Raw genomic sequence first — 17,297 nt, forward strand, 5'->3', positions numbered from 1 at the left:
AGTCTATGGTGGCTTGAGCCACGTCAATTGTTTCGAAGCGACAAATAAATATAAAAAAAGGCCAGGATGTTGCGGTGACGCTGGATGACTATTTAAAAGATCAACATTCGCATCCGATCACATTATTCACCGGCTGCGACGTCGCAACGTTTAAAGCGAAGCCTTCATCCAGCCAGCCAGTCACGCCGCCGATCATCTCCTTGACCGGGTGACCCAGCGCCGCCAGTTTCACTGCCGCCTTGTTCGCGCCGTTGCAATGCGGTCCGGCGCAATAGACCACGAACAGACTGGATTTGGGGTAAGTCGCCAGGCGTTCAGCGTTGAGCAGTCGCCCCGGAATATTGATCGCCCCCGGCACGTGGCCCCGCTCGAAGGCCAACGGACCGCGCACATCGACCAGAATAAAATCCACCACGCCAGCCGCCTGACTGCCATGAACGTCGGAGCAATCGGTTTCAAAGGTCAGACGATTGCTGAAGTGCATCAGGGCAATGGCCGAAGGGGCTGCAGGTATTTCGCGGACCAGGCTGGTCATGGGTTTGTGCTCCAGAGTTTTGGGGGGTGGACAGACTTTATCTGCCGGCCACTTGCGGCTAAAGTGGCGCACAAGACACTTACCGGGAACTTTCCGCCAAATGCAGCCCACCCCTGGATTGGTCGCGATTCTGGCCTACGATGGCCTCTGCACCTTCGAGTTCGGCATCGCCGTGGAGGTCTTCGGCCTCGCGCGGCCGGAGTTCGATTTCCCTTGGTACAGCCATCAGATCGCAGCCGTCGATCAAGGCCCCATGCGTGCCATGGGCGGTATTCAAGTGCTGGCCGATGGCGGCCTGGAATTGCTGGAGCAGGCGCGGACCATCATCATTCCCGGCTGGCGTGACCGCCACGCCGCCGTGCCTGACGCACTGCTCGCCGCGCTGCGCAAGGCCCACGCCCGGGGCGCACGTTTGTTGTCGATCTGTTCGGGTGTCTTCGTGCTGGCTGCCACCGGTTTGCTCGACGGACGCAGCGCCACCACTCACTGGCGCTATGCGAGCGAACTGGCGGAGCGTTTTCCCAATATTCTGGTGGACCCGGACGTGCTGTACGTCGACTCGGGCCAGTTGATCACCTCGGCCGGCAGCGCGGCCGGCATCGATGCTTGCCTGCATCTGGTGGCGCGGGATTTCGGCACGCAGGTGGCCAACTCGGTCGCTCGACGTCTGGTGATGTCGCCGCAACGCAGCGGTGGCCAGGCGCAGTTCATTCCGACACCGGTCAGCCCGACCCCACGCAGCGATCTTTCCCGCGTCATGCAGTGGGCGCGCGAGCGTCTGCATGAACCTCTGGAAGTGCGCGACCTGGCCAGCGAAGCGGCCATGAGTGAACGCACATTTTTGCGGCGCTTCAGCGAGGCCAGCGGGCAGTCGCCGAAAACGTGGCTGCAACATGAACGGTTGGGGCGTGCGCGTGAGTTGCTGGAAAGCACCGACCACACTACCGAGCAGATTGCCCTGCGCTGTGGTTATCGGTCGGTGGAAAGTTTTCGGGTGGCGTTCCGCAGTGTCGTCGGAGTGCCGCCGTCGGTGTATCGGGAGCGGTTTGGCCGGCAGACAAAGGCCATTTCCTGAGGTCGCCCAAAACCGCCTCGGTTCACTCGTCCGAACCCTCACCCTCAGGTGTCACTTTATTCTGCGTCAGGTAACGATCCAGGGTCTCATTCTGCACAGGCTGCGAGTTGTCCCCGGCGATCTGCCACAAACGCCGCTCGATCCCCTGTGCCAGCAAATGCCCCACCGCCGATTCGATGGCCGACAACACACACAACTGCGCCGGTTCGTTGGTGGTGTAGCCGACCTCGGCCTCGAGCAGTTTCTTGAACTCGATGAACTTGAACACACCGGCACTACGTCCCACCGAGTAGATGGTCTTGCTGGTCATCACGTTGGCCAGTATCTGCCCGCTGCGCACGTCCACCGCCCGCAGGTTCACCGTCACCTGATCCACCCGGTACTCGCGGGAAATGTCGATGCCCAGGTAGCGCGCGCCTTCCCCGCCGCTCTTGACGTTGGTGTCATAGGCGATGATTCCGCCTTCGAGCATCATGTTCGCCGCCTGCAGCGGTGGCAGTTCAGCCTGAATGTTCATCGGGGTGTTCGGTTTTTTCTGCGACGCGCGGATGATCTTGCGCTCGGTCAGCAGGTTCTGCAGGCCTTCACGCTCCAGCACCACGAACCAGCCACTGGCCTGCATGGCGTCCATCAGCATGCTCGCCGCGCCCTGGGTGACGCTGGTGGAAAACGAGCTGGCCGGGGTCGGTTTGTATTGTCCGGTCTGGTCCCGAAAACCGTATACCACCGCCATCAGCCGGCCTTTGGGACGTGGCATGTTGATCAAGTCGTAATAGGTCGACGCCCGTGGTGTCAGGGTCGGGGTCTCGGTGTCCTGCTCGGCACCGATCGGCTCACGCAGGCTGCAGCCTTGAAGTGCTGCCAACAACATCCCTAGCAAAAGTATCTTTTTCATGTCCATTGCTCCCCGTCAGCCCAAATGCCCGTCAAGGGGCCAGGCCATTAACCTTGATTTCCGACACTTCACCGGTCGCTCGGTCGGTCACTTCAATCGTCAATTGCCCCGAGTCGTCGAGGACGTTGACGATGAAAGCGTCCGTGGACAGGCTTCCGGTATTGCCGGTGGAGATGTTGTCCAGCAGTTGCCCCAGCAGTCGCGATTGCAACTGGCTGCTGAAGCGCTCCAGGGCCGAAGTGCCGGTCAGCGCGGCGCGATCCTTCAAATCAGGGTCGTCGTAGTCGTTCTGCGCCTGGGCGTTGTTGAGCAGCCAGGTGCCGTTCAGCGGGTTGCCGCCAAACGATGGATTGATCGGCGTGTAGACCAGCTCCGTGGCCTGGACGAGGCCATGACTGCCGAGGCCGAGCAAGCACAAACCGGTGCGCTGCAAGAACGTTTTCGTTTTCATAGTTCGTCCCTCTCAAGGTCCGTGGTGTCCTGCAACAAGGCTTCCAGCTTGCGCTGGACAATCTGCCCGCGTACCCAGTCGGCGGCGTCATAGGCCTCGTCCTTGAGCTCCACGGTGTTCGGCGGCAGGAAGCGCCGATAGACCAAACGCTGTTGAAATTCCACGGTCACCAGGCTGCCCCAGCGAGCCGAAGGTCGTTCGCGAACCACCAGGTTGAAATCCATCGGGCTGGTGGCGCGCAGGCGTTCACTGAACGCGTAGTAAAAGTCGTGGCCGATGTGCGAGATCGTGTCGTCGATGATGAATCCGAGCATCTCGTCCTCTTCGCTGGCCGAAGCCGCAGAGGTGCACAGCACCAGGATGAACGCCAGGCAGAATCTGTTCATGGCTGCGCCGCCTGTGGCTGTTGCGACTGGCCTTTGGCCGGGCCGGTAGCACCGTCGATAAAGGCTTTCTCGGCCACGAACTGCCAGTCCTTGTAACTGGCCATGCCGTTGAAGTCGGACCATTGATTGGGAAAGTCCGCCTGCTTCAACGGCTTGTCCGTGGACGGGCTACTGATGCCGGTGATGCGTCCGTCGAAGCCGCGCATCAGGAACCATTCGCCGCCGCCAATCGGGTCGGGGTACAGCTGGCGTATGTGGTGCTTGGCATTGGGAAAACGCTCGTCCTGCAACAGGTCGGCGAGCTCTTTCGGGTACTGCGCCAGGCCTGGCGAACTGCGGTAATAGCTGCGCAGCGCCTGGGCGTACTGGGTGCCGACCCACAGCAACTGGCGCTCGCGGTCACGGCGTGAAGCGGTGGACCACAACTCACCGGCACTGGCCAGGCCCATGCCCATCACCATGATCAGAAACAGCACACCCAGGTAGGTGAAGCCATCTTCTGACGCCGGCTTACCACTCGGAATAAAGGCTGCCATCACGCGCCCTCCCTGTGGCACCGCTCTTGATATCGGCGACGCCGCCGGCCACGCCTTCAGGCGGTGCAACCATGACCCAGGCATCTTTGCGCTCGGCAATCGGGTCCATCGGTGAATTGCGCAAGTAACGCTGCTCGATCAATTGGTCGATGGAATCGGGATAGCGCCCGGTGTCGCCGTAGTAGTGATCCAGCGCCTCGCGCATGGCCGACAGGCTCTGGCGCAAGGTGGTCTCTTTCGAGGCCTCCAGGCTGTTGAAATAACGGGGCAAGGCGATGGTCATCAGCGTCGCGATGATTGCCATGACCACCATCAGTTCGAGTAGGGTAAAACCCTTTTGCCGACGCATAGGCTCACCACTCCCGGTATGCGATGCCGTTGAGACCCTTGCCCCGGGCCTTGGAATAAACGTCGAAGACGTCTTCGCCTTCCCGCGGGTTTTCCGCCGTGCTGTCGTAGGAGCGCACGCCCCAGCCGCCTTCGTCGTCACGCTTGACCGGCGCCAGCGGGTCGTGGGGCACGCGCCGCAGGAAATAGAACTTGGCCCCCTTGGCGCTGCGCACGTCCCGTACACCTTCAACCAGTACTTGCAGGTTCGGTGGGTAGCCGCTGCTGTTCAGCGATTTCTCGATGTAACCGGCGTCGAATGCACGCTTGTAGGCATCAATGGCATCGCGGATCTGGTACAGCGAAGTACGCAGTTCCTGCTCTTTGCCCCGGCGTACCACGGTCTCGGTCAGCGGCGCGGCCATGCCGGCCAACAGGCCGATCAGGGACAGCGTCACCACGACTTCGATCAAGGTAAAACCGCGTTGCGAGGCGTTCATGATCAAGGCTTCCCGACGGTGACTTGGGTGGTGACGTTGGACGCCACCGGCCGATCGATGCGCTCAGGCTGGATCGCGGCTTCCATTCGACGGTCAGGTGCCTGGATGTGCATGCTGGTTTCGGTGCCGGTAGGGAATTCCATGTCCGACGGACTCTGGTACGGCAAGTTGCGCACGATCCGCGGGGTGATCGACAGCACCAGTTCGGATTTGCTGACGTCGTCCTTGTTGCTGCCGAACAGCCGGCCCAGGCCAGGAATGTCACCCAGGCCCGGAATCTTGTTGCCGGTGCTGCCATGGTCATTGCGCATCAGGCCGGCGAGAATCTGGGTTTCGCCGTCATGCAGACGCAGTGTGGTCTGCGCGTTACGGGTATCGACCTGGACCGGAATCGTGCCTTGGCGGGTCGGTTCCAGTGGGGTGGCGTTACTCACTTCCAGCGCAACCTTGATCGCCACTTCGTTGTTCAGGTGCACCGTCGGCTGCACTTCCAGTTTCAAACCGACGTCGAGGTAAGTCACGCTTTCGGTGATCACCGGCCCCTGGGTCGAAGGCACCGATGTGGCGCTGATGATCGGTACGCGCTGGCCGATGTGGATGCGCGCCTGCTCGCGGTTGCTGACGCGGATGACCGGGCTGGCCAGGGTGTTGATGTCCTTGTCCTGGGCATTGATCTTGGCTTGTGGCGAGGGCGAGATGGTGATGCGGCTGGAGTTGATGCCCTTGAGTTGATCGAGGATGGTCACCGCCGAGCCGTCGCTGTTGACCACACCGAAGGTGTTCGGCCATTGCAGGCCAAGGTCGAGAATCCGCTGGGTGGCGACTTCCATCACTTCCACTTCCAGCACCACTTCCGGGTTGGACTGATCCTGCGATTGCAGGAGTTTCTCGGCCATGCGGATCGCGTCACCGGTGTCACGCATGGTCAGGGTGTTGAGGCGTTCATCGACGAACACGTCGCGGGTCTTGAGCATGGTCTTGATCATGTTCAGCGCGGTGTTGGCATCGATGCTGGTCAGGTAGAAGGTGCGCATCACCAGCTCTTGATAATCCTTGAGCTTCTGCGGCGAGTCCGGGTAGATCAGCAAGGTGTTTTCGTTCACCACTTTCTGATGCAGCTGGTTCTGTTGCAGCAGCAGCGCCACCGCGTCCTCGATGCGCACGTCACGCACGAATATCGTGGCTTTCATGTCCGGGCGCAGGTCTTTGTCGAAGATGAAATTCAAACCGGCCACCTGGGACAGCACTTCGAAAATGGTTTTCAGGTTGGCGTCGCGAAATTCCAGGGTCACCGGTTTGTCGAGGCGGGTCCGCAGTTGCGGGTAAGGCACCACGTTGCGGCTTTGCACCAGACGGATATTGCCTTGCAGTTCCAGCGCGCCCTCGTTGTTGGGGTCCAGTTCGAGGATCTGTCGCACCTGGCGCTCGGCCCCGTAAATGTCACCCCGACGCAGGTCGCCACGGGCCAGTTCGAGTTTTTCATCGAGGCTGCGCATGTGTTCCAGCTGACGCATGGCGTCCTGGGCGCGACGGTTGTTCGGTTCGATGGTCAGCACCCGGCCGTAGCCCATGCGCGCCGAAGCGAAATCACGCTGGGTGCGGTCCATGTCGGCCTGGGTCAGCAGCGCGGTGATCGCGCGGGCACGGGCACTGTTGAGCGCGATGTGCAGTTCGGTGTCGCGAGGGTTTTCGCGCAATCCTTCCTCGATCCGGGCCAGGCCGGCTTCATACTGCCCCTGTTCGATCAGGTCGGAAGCCTCTTGCTTGGCAACCTGCGCCGAGCTGCACGCGGCCAGCCCTGCACAGAGGCAAAGGCTCATCAGCAAACGGGATTTGTTCATTGCGCGCTCCCCACAGACAGGGTCTGGGACAAATGCAGAGGCAAATAGACCAGGCTCAGTTCCAGATCGGAAATCCCCTCGATCTTCCATGTTTCGTCGATCACATCCCCCTTGCGCACGACGTAGATTTTCTCGCCGTTCTGCAAAAACACCTGCAGGTCAGTGCGATCATCCATCCGGCCAATGAACTGGAAAGGCATCGGCGGTGCAGTGGGGGCCTGCACGACCGGAGCAACGTTGACGGGTTGTTCGGTGACGCTGGCGAGCGTTGGCGCCGCCTTCCAGCTACGGGCGGCAAACAGGTCACCGGCCGGGCTCAAGTCCTTGATCGGCGCGGTGGCAGCGGAGGCTTTCGCCACTTGCCGCGCCTTGCCCTGAACAGGCGTGGCAACGGCAGCCACCTCGACATCTCGGTCGTCGGCCGGTTTGAAATACTCGGGCAACCCGGCCAGCGCCGCCGCGACACCGAGGAACGCCACCCAACCCATAACGCGTTTGCTGTTCATCATGACCTCGACAGGTAAAGGGTCATGCGGATCCGGCCGTTCAGGTCGGTGTCGGCGATCTTTTTGCGCTGCAGCTCCAGGTCCTCGACCACCACCGCCGGCAATTGGCGGAGCAAGGCGTGCATGAAGCGCCGCAGTTGCGGATAGCTGCCACGCACCGGCAACAGAATCTGATAGCGCGCCAGGTGCGTCTTCGGATCGATGCCCAGCGAGTACTCGCCACGGGACAGGGTGATGCGTTCCTGGGCAGCCAGCGCGTAGATCTTGTCGATGGCGACCGTGGCCTGCGGCTGGGTCGGCAATTTGCTGCGGAAATCATCGAGCTGACGCTGCGGCACCACCGGTGCAGCGACGCTGCCCTCCTCGACCTGGGCCAGATATTCACTGGCTTCACGGGTCTGCTGGCTCAGCTGCTGCAGCGATTGCCAGTCCGGCAGCAAACCGCCCAGGCCCCAGGTCAGCGCCACCACCAGCATGACCAGCCCTGCCAGGCCAGGCACACCCAGGCTTTGCAGGTATTCGTGGACAATCAATCTAGGGATTTGCATCGCCGATCTCCCAGGTAGCCGACAGGTTGAAGCGGACCGGTTGTTCCGGCACGTTGGCGACGATTTCGTGGCTGAGCAGCGACACGTCGGTCAGCTCGTCGCTGGCTTCGAGGCGCCGGTGGAAGTCGAGCATCGCGTCCAGATCCCGCGCCTCGGCGCTGATCCGTACCTGGCCCTTGCGGGCGTCCGGGGTCAGGGTCAGCAAGGCGATGTTGTCCCGGGGCATCGATTCGAGCGTGGCGAACAGGCGCTCCCAAGGGCGCCGCAATTGCTGCGAGACCTTGCGCATCTCGGCCAGATTCTGCGCCTGCTCGCGGGTTTCGGCCGGGGTCAGGCTGACCTTGGTGCCGGTGTCGCCGGTGAGCACGCGTTGGGCGGTTTGCAGGTGACCTTGCTGTTGCTCGGCCTCCCCGCTCAGGTGTTGCTGGATCAGGATGCAACTCAGCGCCAGCACCGCGCCCCCGGCCAGCAGGCTCCAGCCCAGAGGGCTCGAGCGGCGGCGCGGCTGGAAGTCGAGCATCAGCGGGCGCATGTCAGGCCACCGCCCGAGACATGACGTACAGGCAATCGCGTACGGCAGTCCGGTCCTCTTCAAGGGTGCGCACGTGCACACCGGCCACTTCAGGATGCGAGTCGATGCGCGCCGGGGCGTGCAGGTAAACGTTCAGTGGCCGTTCGCTGGTGGAGGCCTGCAATTGGCTTTCGCGACCGATCAGCGCGGTCAGTGCTGCATCGCTGTCGCTGGTGCCCACCGAACGCACCGCCACCCAGCGACCTTCGCGGGCCAGCAGCAGCACGCTGCGCACCGGCTCGGCGACAACGAACAGGAAGTCGCCGGCGTCGAAGCTTTTATCGAAGTGGTTGAACGCCGCCATCAGGTAGGGCTGCACCGAGCGCAGACGCAGGCCCCGACCGCTGACCAGCGTCCGCAGGCGGTCCAGCAAGTCCTGCGGTAGCGCGGTGGCGATGCGGTCGTAACCGGCCGGCTCGGCGGAGAGCACCAGGCTCCAAGGTTGGCTCACCGCACCGTAGAGGTCTTCGAAGCACAGCTGGGCAAACCCGCGAAGTTCTTCCGGACTGCTGATCTGCTCGCTCCAGGGCACCAGGCAAAAACGGCTGAAGTGCCCGGACACCACCACGGTCAATTCGGCACCGGCGCGGGTGTGTTCACCCAGCAGACGATCGAGGGTTTCCAGGGCCACGGTCCAGGCTTGAAAGCCTTCGTCGATGTAGCCGACGCTGCCCAGCCACAGGGTTTCGCTGCCCCGACGCTGGCCGAGGCCGACACCGCTGGCGCCGAGTACGGCGACATAACGCTCACGAGATAAAAGTGACACGATTGATCTCCTCGAGAGTGGTCCGGCCTTGTTGCACCAGTTCCAGGGCTGACTCGCGCAACAGGCGCAAGCCACGTTTGCAGGCATGCGCCTTGATTTTCGAGATGGGTTGGCGCTCGACGATCATCTGCCGCAGTTCGTCGTCCAGGTGCAGCAGTTCGGCGATCGCACTGCGTCCGCGGTAACCGGTGCCGCGGCAGTGGCCGCACCCCTTGCCGTGGACGAACCGGTAGTGAGCGACCTGCTGTGGATCGAGCCCCGAGGTTTCCAGCTCTTCTTCGCTCGGCACATACACACTGCTGCAACTGGTGCAGACCAGGCGGATCAGGCGCTGGGCCAGGACCGCGTTGAGAGCGCTGACGAGGCTGTAGGGGTCGATTTCCATCTGGGTGAACCGGCCGATCACGTCGAACACGTTGTTGGCGTGGATGGTGGTGAACACCAGGTGACCGGTGAGTGCCGATTGCACGGCAATTTGCGCGGTGTCCGGGTCGCGGATTTCACCGACCATGATCTTGTCAGGGTCGTGACGCAGGATCGAGCGCAGGCCCCGGGCGAAGGTCAGGCCTTTCTTTTCGTTGACCGGAATTTGCAGCACGCCCGGCAGTTGGTACTCGACCGGGTCTTCGATGGTGATGATCTTGTCCACGCCGTGGTTGATCTCGGTGATCATCGCGTACAGCGTGGTGGTCTTGCCGCTGCCGGTGGGGCCGGTGACCAGCACCATGCCGTAGGGTTCGGCCGCCAGTCGGCGCAGTTGGCGCAGGGTTTCTTCTTCGAAGCCCAGGGCCTGCAGCTGCACGCCGCAGACCTTGTCGGCCAGGTCCTGTTTATCGAGCACCCGCAGCACCGCGTCTTCACCGAAAATGCTCGGCATGATCGACACCCGGAAGTCGATCTGCCGACCACTGATGCCGATCTTGAAGCGACCGTCCTGGGGCACGCGTTTCTCGCCGATGTCCAGCTCGGCCATGACTTTGACCCGGGAGATCACCTGTTCGGCAAACTCATTGCCCTGGATTTTGCTGATGTTGTTCAACACGCCATCGATGCGGTACTTGATCACCAGACCGCTGCCGGTGGTGCCCAGGTGGATATCGCTGGCGTGCATTTTCAGCGCGTCATAGAGGGTCGAGTTGACCAGTTTGACCACCACGCTGGAGTCTTCGCTGATGCTGGTCAGGGACAGGCTTTGCAGGTTATCGATCTCGGCGCCGGTGTCGCTCTGGGCGTTGAGCGATTCCACCGCGTGGAAGCTCTCTTCGTGGCGCGCCAGGTAGGCTTTCAGATCGTCGGCATGCACCAGGTACAACGCCGCGCCGTGCAGGCAATCGTCAATCCAGGCCAGGCGTGCGGTGTCGAAGGGGTCGGCAAACACGCCGATGACCGCATCGTCGTGACGCAGCAGGGTGAATTCGCGCTTGAGGCATTGGGCCAGGGTGACCCGGTCGAAAACAGGGGTGGATTGAAACAGGCTGTCGGTGTCGAGCACCGGATAGTGCAGCGTGGCGCCAAGGCAGTGGATGAACGGCATCGGGGCCAGTTCACTCAGTACGCCAAGAGCCTCCAGCATGCGTTCGCCGGACGTGGCGGCCAGTGCCCGCGCCTGGGCCAATTGCTCACTGGTAAACCGGGTCGGTACACAGTCCAGCGGCGCAGCATCGACGACAAGTGATAGACGGTCCATGGCTTGCTCTCCAACGCCCGGGGCTTTGAGCCCTGTCGGCGCGGCGAGCCATTTCGGTGGAGGCCGGAACGTCTTGTCGCGCCACTACTCCCCGGTGAGCAATTGTTCGTCGTCTGGCGCTGTCGAGACCGTGGAACTTCGTCGGCGATCTGCAAGCACCCAACTACCGTCGTACAACTGCAGCGGGAAACTTTCGGTCCTGCTCTGGCGTCGTTCGACGAATCCTTCGGAAATGCTCGCACCTGCTCTGGGTTCGCGCTCCCGGCCTAGAAGGTCCAGTACTGCCCGGGCCAATTCCGCCAATGGAAACGGTTTGAACAGGATGTGGCTGACTCCCAGTTGGTGCGCCCGTTCGCAAACTTCTGCGGTGGGGTGCCCGGTGATCAGCACAAAATGACAGCGCCTGTTCTGGCGGACGGCATCGAGCACCTCAAAGCCTTCCATATCGGGCAAGCGGTAATCGAACACCATCACATCGGGTGCGAAATCGTTAGCTTCAGCGATTCCTTGTGCACCGTCGTGAGCAATCCGGACGTCCAACGCTTGCGCCTGCAGGTAACCCTGGAGGTTTTCTGCAAGAAGTTGTTCGTCGTCAACAACCAGTACTTTGTTTAACAAGGTGGACTCCTTGAAACCGCAGGTCCGAATACCGAGCCTGATGGAGTGCGCGCCTTACCAGGTCTAACGCACACTTCATGCCAGGCTGAGCGCCGGTAATTTTATGTATTCATGTCCTTGAATTTAAACGCAATGCCATTTCGCCCACAGGCCACACCCCCAAAAGCGGGGAAAAGCGAACGGATGTACATTGATGCGTTTCCCCACTGTTGGGGAATGCTCAATCGTCGTCAACCCGTTCGATTCGATTGCTGGAGCGCAGCTGTGCCAGCGCCTGCAGGCGAGCCTGGGCCTGTTTCTGTCGGGCAAGGTAAACCCGAACCATCGCAAGTCCTTGCTCTTGTGTGACACCGGCTGCCTCCATTCGGTTCTGTACATAAATCAAATGCCACCCCACCGCTGTGCGCACCGGCTCACTGACCGCGCCCGGCGCCAGGGCAAAGGCCGCGGCCTCGAACTCAGGCAGCATGCGTCCCCGCGAAAAATAGCCCAGGTCCCCCCCCTCGCTGGCCGAAGCGTCTTCGGAGCCGGTCCGGGCGACACGGGCAAAGTCTGCCCCGGCACTGATGCTCGTTCGCATTGCCTCCAAGCGTAGTCTCGCGGATGAAACAGTGGAAGCATCCGCCCCCTGAGGCACTTTGATCAGGATATGCCTGGCCTGCACCTGCTCGGGACGGTTCATTTCGGCGCGATGCTCGGCAAAAAACGCCTGCACCTCTTGCTCGTCCGGTTCGCTGACTTTGGTCAGTTCGGCAAACATCTGCTGGGCCGCCAGGTCACGGCGGGTGTATTCGATATAAGACGCTTCATCAAAACCGGCGTCCTCCAGGCGTCGGGCGAATACCTCGGCCCCACCGAAGGCCTGACGTGTCTGGTCGACCTGGCTTTGCACCGCGGCATCGCTGACCACCACGCCGCGCTTGACGGACTCCTGCCAGAGCAATTCTTTGTCGATCAAGGCATCCAGGGCGGCCTTGCGCAATTGCTTGTACGCCTTGGGATTGCGGATGCTACCCAGCGCGCGGCCCTGATCTTCCAGGTACTCGACGAAATAGCGCTCCAGGCGCAACTGGGAGATTTCCTCGCCATTGACCCGTGCCACGGCCGGACCATTGCTGCAAAATGCGGCGGGAACCCATAACGCCAACAGCACCAGCAATGTCTTGAGTGTCATGATCGGCCTCCGGTCAGGGCGTGGCGACGACGGGTTTGTACGGGGCAACCAGATAAAAGCGCTGGTCAGGCAGGTCCACGGTGACAATATGCGCGCCACTCAAGCCCAGTCGGCGGCCCGGTCCGAAGCTGATCAGCGGCGTCAGGCCGGTATCAAAGTCATGCAGACCTTCCAGAGCGGTGATCAGTTTTTCGCGACTGGCATCGCGCCCGGCCTGCTTCATGCCTTCACTGAGCAACATCATCGAACTGACCGCGCCGACCTGCAGGACCGCGTGTTCACCCCCGAGTTTCTGCCGTTCGCGCAACTGGGTCAGGGCCTGGCGTCCGGCAATCGTCCAGTCGCTGGGCACGAACGGATAAGCCAGAAACACCCGTCGGGAAAAACCGCTGGGCACTTGCAACAGGTCACCCGCCACCTGATTCGACGCGGCAAACAGGTAGGGCACCTGCCCCGCCGTTTGCAGACGCTCGGCCAATTGGCTGAAACCGCCGCTGCTGCCCATGTAGAACACCGAACGTGAGCCCAGGGGCAGTTCGTCCTGCGACGATGCGTAGGGCTGCAGGCGCACTTTCTGCCAGGCGTTGTCTTGCAGGTACTGTGCGAGTTTTTCCGCCGCCAACCGCTGGGCGGGCTCGTCCGGATAGGCGATCAGCGTCGGCCCTTGCAATACCCGCAGACTGGCGGCAGCGTAATTGGCCAGGGCGATCATCTGTTCACGCAATCCCGGCAGCGGTTCGAAAATCTGCCGACTGAGCCGGGCCGAGCCTTGCAATGACAGCGGCCCGATCAGTGGCACACCGGCCTGCTCCAGGCGCGGCGCCAACTCGTTATCCAGCGCCGGCACCAACGGTGCGATCAGGGCGAACACCTGTTCCTGGTCGATCAGTTGGTCCAGCGCCTGCTCGGCACTGGCACGGTCCGGCCCGGGATCGAGAATGGTCAGGCGCAACTGCCGGCCATGTATCCCGCCTGTTTCGTTGATCCGCGCGACGCTGCCCCGCAGCACCGCCGCCACGGTCGCGCCCTCCTCGCTCAAGGGCCCGGTGCTGGGCAACAACGTGCCCAGATGCAGACTGTCGGGGCTCAGACCCGGATCGCGCTCATCGGCCAGGCGCTTGAGGTAGGCCGTGAGGTTGCGTTGATCACTCATCGACAGCACGAACCGCGGCATCGCCGGGTCGAGCCGATTGTTGCCCGGGTCGCGCCCTTCCTGGATCGCCCGGGCCAATGTGCCTTCGGTATACGCCGGGTAGGCGCGCCCGTTGATGTGCTGCTGACCGTAGGTGCTGGTCAGCCGCGACCAGGTCAGGTCCGGCGGTCGTACGCCACCTTCGGGTCGGCCCAGGCCATCGTTGCCGTGACAATTGGCACACGGCAGACTGCTGGCCGGCAGCAGCATGCCGGACGCCCCGACCCGGGCCATGATCGGCTCACCGCTCGCCGACACCCCCTCGCGGTACAGCCGCTTGCCCGCACTTTCGCTGGGGGTCAGCGTCAAGGCGTGGGTGGCGCAGCTGATGCCACCGAGGAGGAACAGGCCGAGGATGAGGGCGTTTTTCATGGTGCGTACTCAACGGCCGGCCACGGGCATCGTCAGCAACTGCAAGCGTTGGGCAATGGCAGCGGCCGGGGCATCAGGGCGGATTTTACTCCAGCGTTTGTTGGCCACATCGCCCACGATCAACTGGGTGGAGTGCTGCTCGGGGCTCGGGATGACCTGGCCGATACGTCCCAGAACGAGGTCCATTTGCGCTTTGTCGCCGGTAAGAAAAAGCCAGTGGGGCCCATCGACGCCCTGCTTCAAGGTGTAAGCCTTGAGTACCGCCGGTGTATCGCGCAGCGGATCACTGGTAAGGGAGATAAAGGTGATGCCGTCCGCCTTGTCGCCCAGCGCTTCACGTACTTCCTTGAGCTTTTGGGTGATCAACGGGCAGGCATCGGTGCAACTGGTGAAAATCACATTGAGCAGCACCACGCGGTTTTGCAGGGCATCGCTGTAGAAGCGCAGGGTGTTGCCGTTCTGGTCCTGCAACGGCGTGTCGGTGAACCAGGTTTTCGCATCGCGGGTGCCGCTCGCCGGTTGCGCCGCGGCTGTCGCGGTAGCGGGTGCCGGTTGCTCATGTCCCTCATGGGAAAACGCCAGAAAACTGATCAGGCAAAAGCACATGGTCAGGAATATCAAGGCGAGCGCTTTCATGGCTGATGCTCCATGGCGATGGCGGTGTGTTTGGCATGGGCGTTGCGTTCGCCGCTGAGTTTCTCGACTTCACGGCTCAATACCATCGGATCGGTGAAACCGTAGTAGCGGGTCCAGTGGCGACTGTTGCCGTCACCCACGAGGATCAACGGCTGGTGACTCTTGAAGTCACCGCTGAACGAGCCGAGGCCCTTGAGCGTTTCGCTGACCGACTGCGGTGAGCCGGTCAGCCAGCTCCAGCCCGGCCCCTGCTGGAATGTGCGGGCGTAGTCGTTCAGGCGTTTGGCATCGTCGCGCTGAGGGTCGATGCTGATCGACACCAGCTGCACCTCGGTGCCAACCCGCGCCCCGAGCTGTTTCTGCACCTTGCCCATGATCGAAGACACCACCGGGCACACCGTGGTGCAACTGGTGTAGATGAAGCTCATGACCACGATCTTGTTGCTTATCAGGTCTTGCTCCAGGTGCACGGTCTTGCCGTTCTGGTCCACCAGCGCCACGTCGGCGAACTTGACCTGGGCGCTCTCCGATCTGGCGCTTTTGGCCGGCATGTTGTGCCCCGCGTGTTCATCCGCCGAGTGGGCCAGGGCCTGTCCGGTACCGACGGCCAACAGGCAGAGTGTCAGCAGTCCACGATGTGCAAATCGGTTCATGTCGATATCCTCTTCAATGAGCGGCGTCGGGCAGCACCCGCACGCTGGCAAAAGTCTGGTCGCCGAATTCCGCGCCCAGGGACGCCGCACGCACGTGCAGGTACCAGGCGCCTTTCTGGTCGAGAGTCACCGGGGCTTCATACACGCCGTTGCCAACGTCCAGTGCTGCAACGGTCTGAGGCCGGGAGGACGGTGCCAGGAAGTAACGCACCTGAACGTCCTTGACCCCGCTGCGCTCGGCTTTCTGCTTGCCCTGCACGATGCGGAAACGCACCACGTACGGACTGCCCAGGGCGGCGGTGGTTTTGTCGAGCAGGAACTCCACTTTCGCGGCGCCCAGTGGCTGAGCGATCGCCGGGTTGGCCTGCACCACGGTGTTGAAGCAGTGGATGATGTTCGGCTGATTGAGCAGGAACGCCACGTCGAAGCGCCCTGCCGACGGCAACTGGATCCTCGAGCTGTACAGTCCCGGCTCGACTTCGCGCAGGCTGCGGTCGATCACCATCGCCGCCCGCGCCACTTGCCCGCGATTGGGGTAGCCGGACATCGGCGCGTTCATGCCTTCGGCGTAGAAGTACGTGGTGTTGTCGGTCGGGTTGACCACAAACACCGCGTTGTCGTCGCGCGACACCGCCAGGCTCGACGCCAGCGGCAAGTCACCGGCCAGCCGTGGCGGCTTCGGCCCGGCTTCGAAGCCCTGGGTGATCGGCTTGCGGCCTTCGCCCAGGGAGGCCATGTTGATCATCGTCACCTTGGGCGAGGCCAGGCCGCGGATGTAGGCATAAGCCTTGGTGAACACCACTTGATAGGGTTCGGCAGCCACTTCCAGTTCATGGATCAGCGAATCGTTGGCCGCGTCGATCACCGAGGCCTGGTTCTCCAGGGTGTTGAGCACAATGCCGAACCGGCCATCGGCGCCGAACCCCATCGGGCCGAGCCCCTGCTTCACCTTGATCACCCGGCGCACCGCCTGGCTCGAGGCGTCGACCACGGTCACCGTGCCGTCCTTGCCATCGGCCACATAGGCCGCACCGGACAGCGGCGAGTACGCCACCGACAACGGGTGCGAACCGGTCTTGAGCTGTTTGCTGATGGTCAGGCTGGCGATATCGATGATGCTCAGGGTGCCGTCGTCGCGGTTGGTGACGAAGGCAAAACGGCTGTCCTTGCTGAAGGCGATCTCGTGATGGCCGCCCCCGGTGGGCAAATGCTTGAGGGTCTTGAGGCTGCGGGTATCGATCACCGTGACCCCGGATTGCCCGGCGTCCCCGGCGTTGTTGCCCACCCACAGCAGGCGTTCGTCCGGTTGCAGCACCACGCGCACCGGGTTGTTGCCGGCAGTGATCGAGTCGATCACCTTGAATTGTTCGCTGTCGATCACCGCCACTTCACCCGCGCCCGGCATCGAGACGAACACGCGTTTGTTATCGCGCGGGGTCACCCAATCCATCGGCGCTTGCTTGATGTCGATGCGCGCCATGGTGCTGGTGATGCCGCCCACCGACACCGACGGGTCCACCACCGAAATACTCGCATCACGGTTCATCACCAGCAAAAAGTAGCTATTGAGATCGAGTAACGGCCGTGCACCGATGCTCGACTTGAGGAACACCCCGACCCGGGATTTGCAGCTCTTGTCACGCCCCTGGGCGAGGTCGGCGGCCACCGTTTCCGGGTCCAGCCAGGCGCCGGGCGCGACGCCCGACAGCGGTTGGCCGGAGGCCTTGTCGGTGACCCGGAATTGCACGTCAGCGAACTCACCTTCGCGCAGTACGCCATCGTCGGCCAGTGGCCGTACCTGCATGGCCACCGATACGCCGTCCCGTTCAAGTGTCTGGCCGGTCCAGGTGTCGGGCAGCGCCACTTCGCTGAGCAGGGTTGGCGGTGTCGTACGCGATACTCCGAGCCAGATCAGCGCCCCTGCGACAACGAGGGCACAAGTGGCGAAAGTGATGGTCCTGTTCATAACAAACTCCCCTTCAGATCCTTGTCTGCCTCACCGCTCTCCTGAGGGAGCGGGCTTGCCCG

At 62.3% G+C, this 17,297-nt stretch carries 20 protein-coding genes; 1 reads left to right on the top strand and 19 read right to left on the bottom strand.

Annotation, left to right across the window (positions count from 1 at the left end; translation table 11 throughout):
- Nucleotides 1-100: 100 nt before the first annotated feature.
- Entirely contained in the window at nucleotides 101-535 is a 435-nt protein-coding gene (locus BVK86_RS26820; protein ID WP_075949254.1) for a rhodanese-like domain-containing protein, read from the bottom strand.
- 100 nt (nucleotides 536-635) lie between these two features.
- Between BVK86_RS26820 and ftrA the strand changes: the two genes are divergently transcribed.
- Nucleotides 636-1,610, top strand: coding sequence for a transcriptional regulator FtrA (gene ftrA / locus BVK86_RS26825; RefSeq protein WP_075949255.1), 975 nt, complete (start codon nucleotides 636-638; stop codon nucleotides 1,608-1,610).
- Nucleotides 1,611-1,632: 22 nt separating this feature from the next.
- Here ftrA and BVK86_RS26830 read toward each other — a convergent pair whose 3' ends face one another.
- The 18 genes from BVK86_RS26830 to BVK86_RS26915 all read right to left on the bottom strand — a co-directional run bounded on the left by BVK86_RS26830 (nucleotide 1,633) and on the right by BVK86_RS26915 (nucleotide 17,235).
- Nucleotides 1,633-2,505 (bottom strand): CsgG/HfaB family protein, encoded by an 873-nt coding sequence (locus tag BVK86_RS26830; protein WP_075949256.1) that lies wholly within the window; start codon nucleotides 2,503-2,505, stop codon nucleotides 1,633-1,635.
- Between the two features lie 31 nt (nucleotides 2,506-2,536).
- Nucleotides 2,537-2,956 carry a curli assembly protein CsgF gene (locus BVK86_RS26835; protein WP_075949257.1) on the bottom strand — a complete coding sequence of 140 codons (420 nt, stop codon included), beginning with the start codon at nucleotides 2,954-2,956 and terminating at the stop codon, nucleotides 2,537-2,539.
- On the bottom strand, nucleotides 2,953-3,342 hold the full coding sequence (csgE, locus tag BVK86_RS26840) for a curli production assembly/transport protein CsgE (protein ID WP_075949258.1): 390 nt from the start codon (nucleotides 3,340-3,342) through the stop codon (nucleotides 2,953-2,955). The genes BVK86_RS26835 and csgE overlap by 4 nt, the downstream gene beginning before the upstream one ends.
- The gene (locus BVK86_RS26845; protein WP_075949259.1) at nucleotides 3,339-3,878 is read right to left on the bottom strand and encodes a type II secretion system protein; all 540 of its coding nucleotides are present in this window, start codon (nucleotides 3,876-3,878) and stop codon (nucleotides 3,339-3,341) included. Before BVK86_RS26845 ends, csgE begins: the two co-directional genes overlap by 4 nt.
- Nucleotides 3,853-4,227 (bottom strand): type II secretion system protein, encoded by a 375-nt coding sequence (locus BVK86_RS26850; protein WP_075949260.1) that lies wholly within the window; start codon nucleotides 4,225-4,227, stop codon nucleotides 3,853-3,855. The genes BVK86_RS26845 and BVK86_RS26850 overlap by 26 nt, the downstream gene beginning before the upstream one ends.
- 4 nt (nucleotides 4,228-4,231) lie before the next feature.
- Entirely contained in the window at nucleotides 4,232-4,705 is a 474-nt protein-coding gene (locus BVK86_RS26855; RefSeq protein ID WP_075949261.1) for a type II secretion system protein, read from the bottom strand.
- Nucleotides 4,706-4,707: 2 nt separating this feature from the next.
- Nucleotides 4,708-6,546: a type II secretion system protein GspD gene (locus BVK86_RS26860; protein ID WP_075949262.1), complete on the bottom strand. Its 1,839-nt coding sequence runs from the start codon at nucleotides 6,544-6,546 to the stop codon at nucleotides 4,708-4,710.
- Nucleotides 6,543-7,052, bottom strand: a complete 510-nt coding sequence (locus tag BVK86_RS26865; RefSeq protein ID WP_075949263.1) for a hypothetical protein — start codon at nucleotides 7,050-7,052, stop codon at nucleotides 6,543-6,545. The genes BVK86_RS26860 and BVK86_RS26865 overlap by 4 nt, the downstream gene beginning before the upstream one ends.
- The gene (locus BVK86_RS26870) at nucleotides 7,052-7,600 is read right to left on the bottom strand and encodes a GspMb/PilO family protein (protein WP_075949264.1); all 549 of its coding nucleotides are present in this window, start codon (nucleotides 7,598-7,600) and stop codon (nucleotides 7,052-7,054) included. The genes BVK86_RS26865 and BVK86_RS26870 overlap by 1 nt, the downstream gene beginning before the upstream one ends.
- Nucleotides 7,587-8,132 (bottom strand): PilN domain-containing protein, encoded by a 546-nt coding sequence (locus tag BVK86_RS26875; protein ID WP_075949265.1) that lies wholly within the window; start codon nucleotides 8,130-8,132, stop codon nucleotides 7,587-7,589. The genes BVK86_RS26870 and BVK86_RS26875 overlap by 14 nt, the downstream gene beginning before the upstream one ends.
- A gap of 1 nt (nucleotide 8,133) precedes the next feature.
- On the bottom strand, nucleotides 8,134-8,937 hold the full coding sequence (locus tag BVK86_RS26880; RefSeq protein ID WP_075949266.1) for a hypothetical protein: 804 nt from the start codon (nucleotides 8,935-8,937) through the stop codon (nucleotides 8,134-8,136).
- Nucleotides 8,918-10,624, bottom strand: a complete 1,707-nt coding sequence (locus tag BVK86_RS26885) for a GspE/PulE family protein (protein ID WP_075949267.1) — start codon at nucleotides 10,622-10,624, stop codon at nucleotides 8,918-8,920. Before BVK86_RS26885 ends, BVK86_RS26880 begins: the two co-directional genes overlap by 20 nt.
- An 84-nt stretch (nucleotides 10,625-10,708) precedes the next feature.
- Nucleotides 10,709-11,242, bottom strand: coding sequence for a response regulator (locus BVK86_RS26890; protein WP_075949268.1), 534 nt, complete (start codon nucleotides 11,240-11,242; stop codon nucleotides 10,709-10,711).
- A gap of 220 nt (nucleotides 11,243-11,462) precedes the next feature.
- Complete coding sequence (locus BVK86_RS26895) at nucleotides 11,463-12,416, bottom strand: peptidylprolyl isomerase (protein WP_075949269.1); 954 nt, start codon at nucleotides 12,414-12,416, stop codon at nucleotides 11,463-11,465.
- 13 nt (nucleotides 12,417-12,429) lie between these two features.
- Nucleotides 12,430-13,980, bottom strand: coding sequence for a cytochrome c/ABC transporter substrate-binding protein (locus BVK86_RS26900; protein ID WP_075949270.1), 1,551 nt, complete (start codon nucleotides 13,978-13,980; stop codon nucleotides 12,430-12,432).
- Nucleotides 13,981-13,989: 9 nt separating this feature from the next.
- Nucleotides 13,990-14,616, bottom strand: coding sequence for an SCO family protein (locus BVK86_RS26905; protein WP_075949271.1), 627 nt, complete (start codon nucleotides 14,614-14,616; stop codon nucleotides 13,990-13,992).
- Nucleotides 14,613-15,269, bottom strand: a complete 657-nt coding sequence (locus BVK86_RS26910) for an SCO family protein (protein ID WP_075949272.1) — start codon at nucleotides 15,267-15,269, stop codon at nucleotides 14,613-14,615. The genes BVK86_RS26905 and BVK86_RS26910 overlap by 4 nt, the downstream gene beginning before the upstream one ends.
- A 13-nt stretch (nucleotides 15,270-15,282) precedes the next feature.
- Complete coding sequence (locus BVK86_RS26915) at nucleotides 15,283-17,235, bottom strand: YncE family protein (RefSeq protein ID WP_075949273.1); 1,953 nt, start codon at nucleotides 17,233-17,235, stop codon at nucleotides 15,283-15,285.
- Nucleotides 17,236-17,297 lie beyond the last annotated feature (62 nt).

Origin of the sequence: Pseudomonas reinekei (assembly GCF_001945365.1) — a bacterium.
Taxonomy (GTDB): Bacteria; Pseudomonadota; Gammaproteobacteria; order Pseudomonadales; family Pseudomonadaceae; genus Aquipseudomonas; species Aquipseudomonas reinekei.

Excerpts from the sequence above, each read along its gene's own strand:
- BVK86_RS26820 (WP_075949254.1), bottom strand. The coding sequence starts at position 535 with ATGACCAGCCTGGTCCGCGAAATACCTGCAGCCCCTTCGGCCATTGCC.
- ftrA (WP_075949255.1), top strand. The coding sequence starts at position 636 with ATGCAGCCCACCCCTGGATTGGTCGCGATTCTGGCCTACGATGGCCTC.
- BVK86_RS26830 (WP_075949256.1), bottom strand. The coding sequence starts at position 2,505 with ATGAAAAAGATACTTTTGCTAGGGATGTTGTTGGCAGCACTTCAAGGC.
- BVK86_RS26835 (WP_075949257.1), bottom strand. The coding sequence starts at position 2,956 with ATGAAAACGAAAACGTTCTTGCAGCGCACCGGTTTGTGCTTGCTCGGC.
- csgE (WP_075949258.1), bottom strand. The coding sequence starts at position 3,342 with ATGAACAGATTCTGCCTGGCGTTCATCCTGGTGCTGTGCACCTCTGCG.
- BVK86_RS26845 (WP_075949259.1), bottom strand. The coding sequence starts at position 3,878 with ATGGCAGCCTTTATTCCGAGTGGTAAGCCGGCGTCAGAAGATGGCTTC.
- BVK86_RS26850 (WP_075949260.1), bottom strand. The coding sequence starts at position 4,227 with ATGCGTCGGCAAAAGGGTTTTACCCTACTCGAACTGATGGTGGTCATG.
- BVK86_RS26855 (WP_075949261.1), bottom strand. The coding sequence starts at position 4,705 with ATGAACGCCTCGCAACGCGGTTTTACCTTGATCGAAGTCGTGGTGACG.
- BVK86_RS26860 (WP_075949262.1), bottom strand. The coding sequence starts at position 6,546 with ATGAACAAATCCCGTTTGCTGATGAGCCTTTGCCTCTGTGCAGGGCTG.
- BVK86_RS26865 (WP_075949263.1), bottom strand. The coding sequence starts at position 7,052 with ATGAACAGCAAACGCGTTATGGGTTGGGTGGCGTTCCTCGGTGTCGCG.
- BVK86_RS26870 (WP_075949264.1), bottom strand. The coding sequence starts at position 7,600 with ATGCAAATCCCTAGATTGATTGTCCACGAATACCTGCAAAGCCTGGGT.
- BVK86_RS26875 (WP_075949265.1), bottom strand. The coding sequence starts at position 8,132 with ATGCGCCCGCTGATGCTCGACTTCCAGCCGCGCCGCCGCTCGAGCCCT.
- BVK86_RS26885 (WP_075949267.1), bottom strand. The coding sequence starts at position 10,624 with ATGGACCGTCTATCACTTGTCGTCGATGCTGCGCCGCTGGACTGTGTA.
- BVK86_RS26895 (WP_075949269.1), bottom strand. The coding sequence starts at position 12,416 with ATGACACTCAAGACATTGCTGGTGCTGTTGGCGTTATGGGTTCCCGCC.
- BVK86_RS26900 (WP_075949270.1), bottom strand. The coding sequence starts at position 13,980 with ATGAAAAACGCCCTCATCCTCGGCCTGTTCCTCCTCGGTGGCATCAGC.
- BVK86_RS26905 (WP_075949271.1), bottom strand. The coding sequence starts at position 14,616 with ATGAAAGCGCTCGCCTTGATATTCCTGACCATGTGCTTTTGCCTGATC.
- BVK86_RS26910 (WP_075949272.1), bottom strand. The coding sequence starts at position 15,269 with ATGAACCGATTTGCACATCGTGGACTGCTGACACTCTGCCTGTTGGCC.
- BVK86_RS26915 (WP_075949273.1), bottom strand. The coding sequence starts at position 17,235 with ATGAACAGGACCATCACTTTCGCCACTTGTGCCCTCGTTGTCGCAGGG.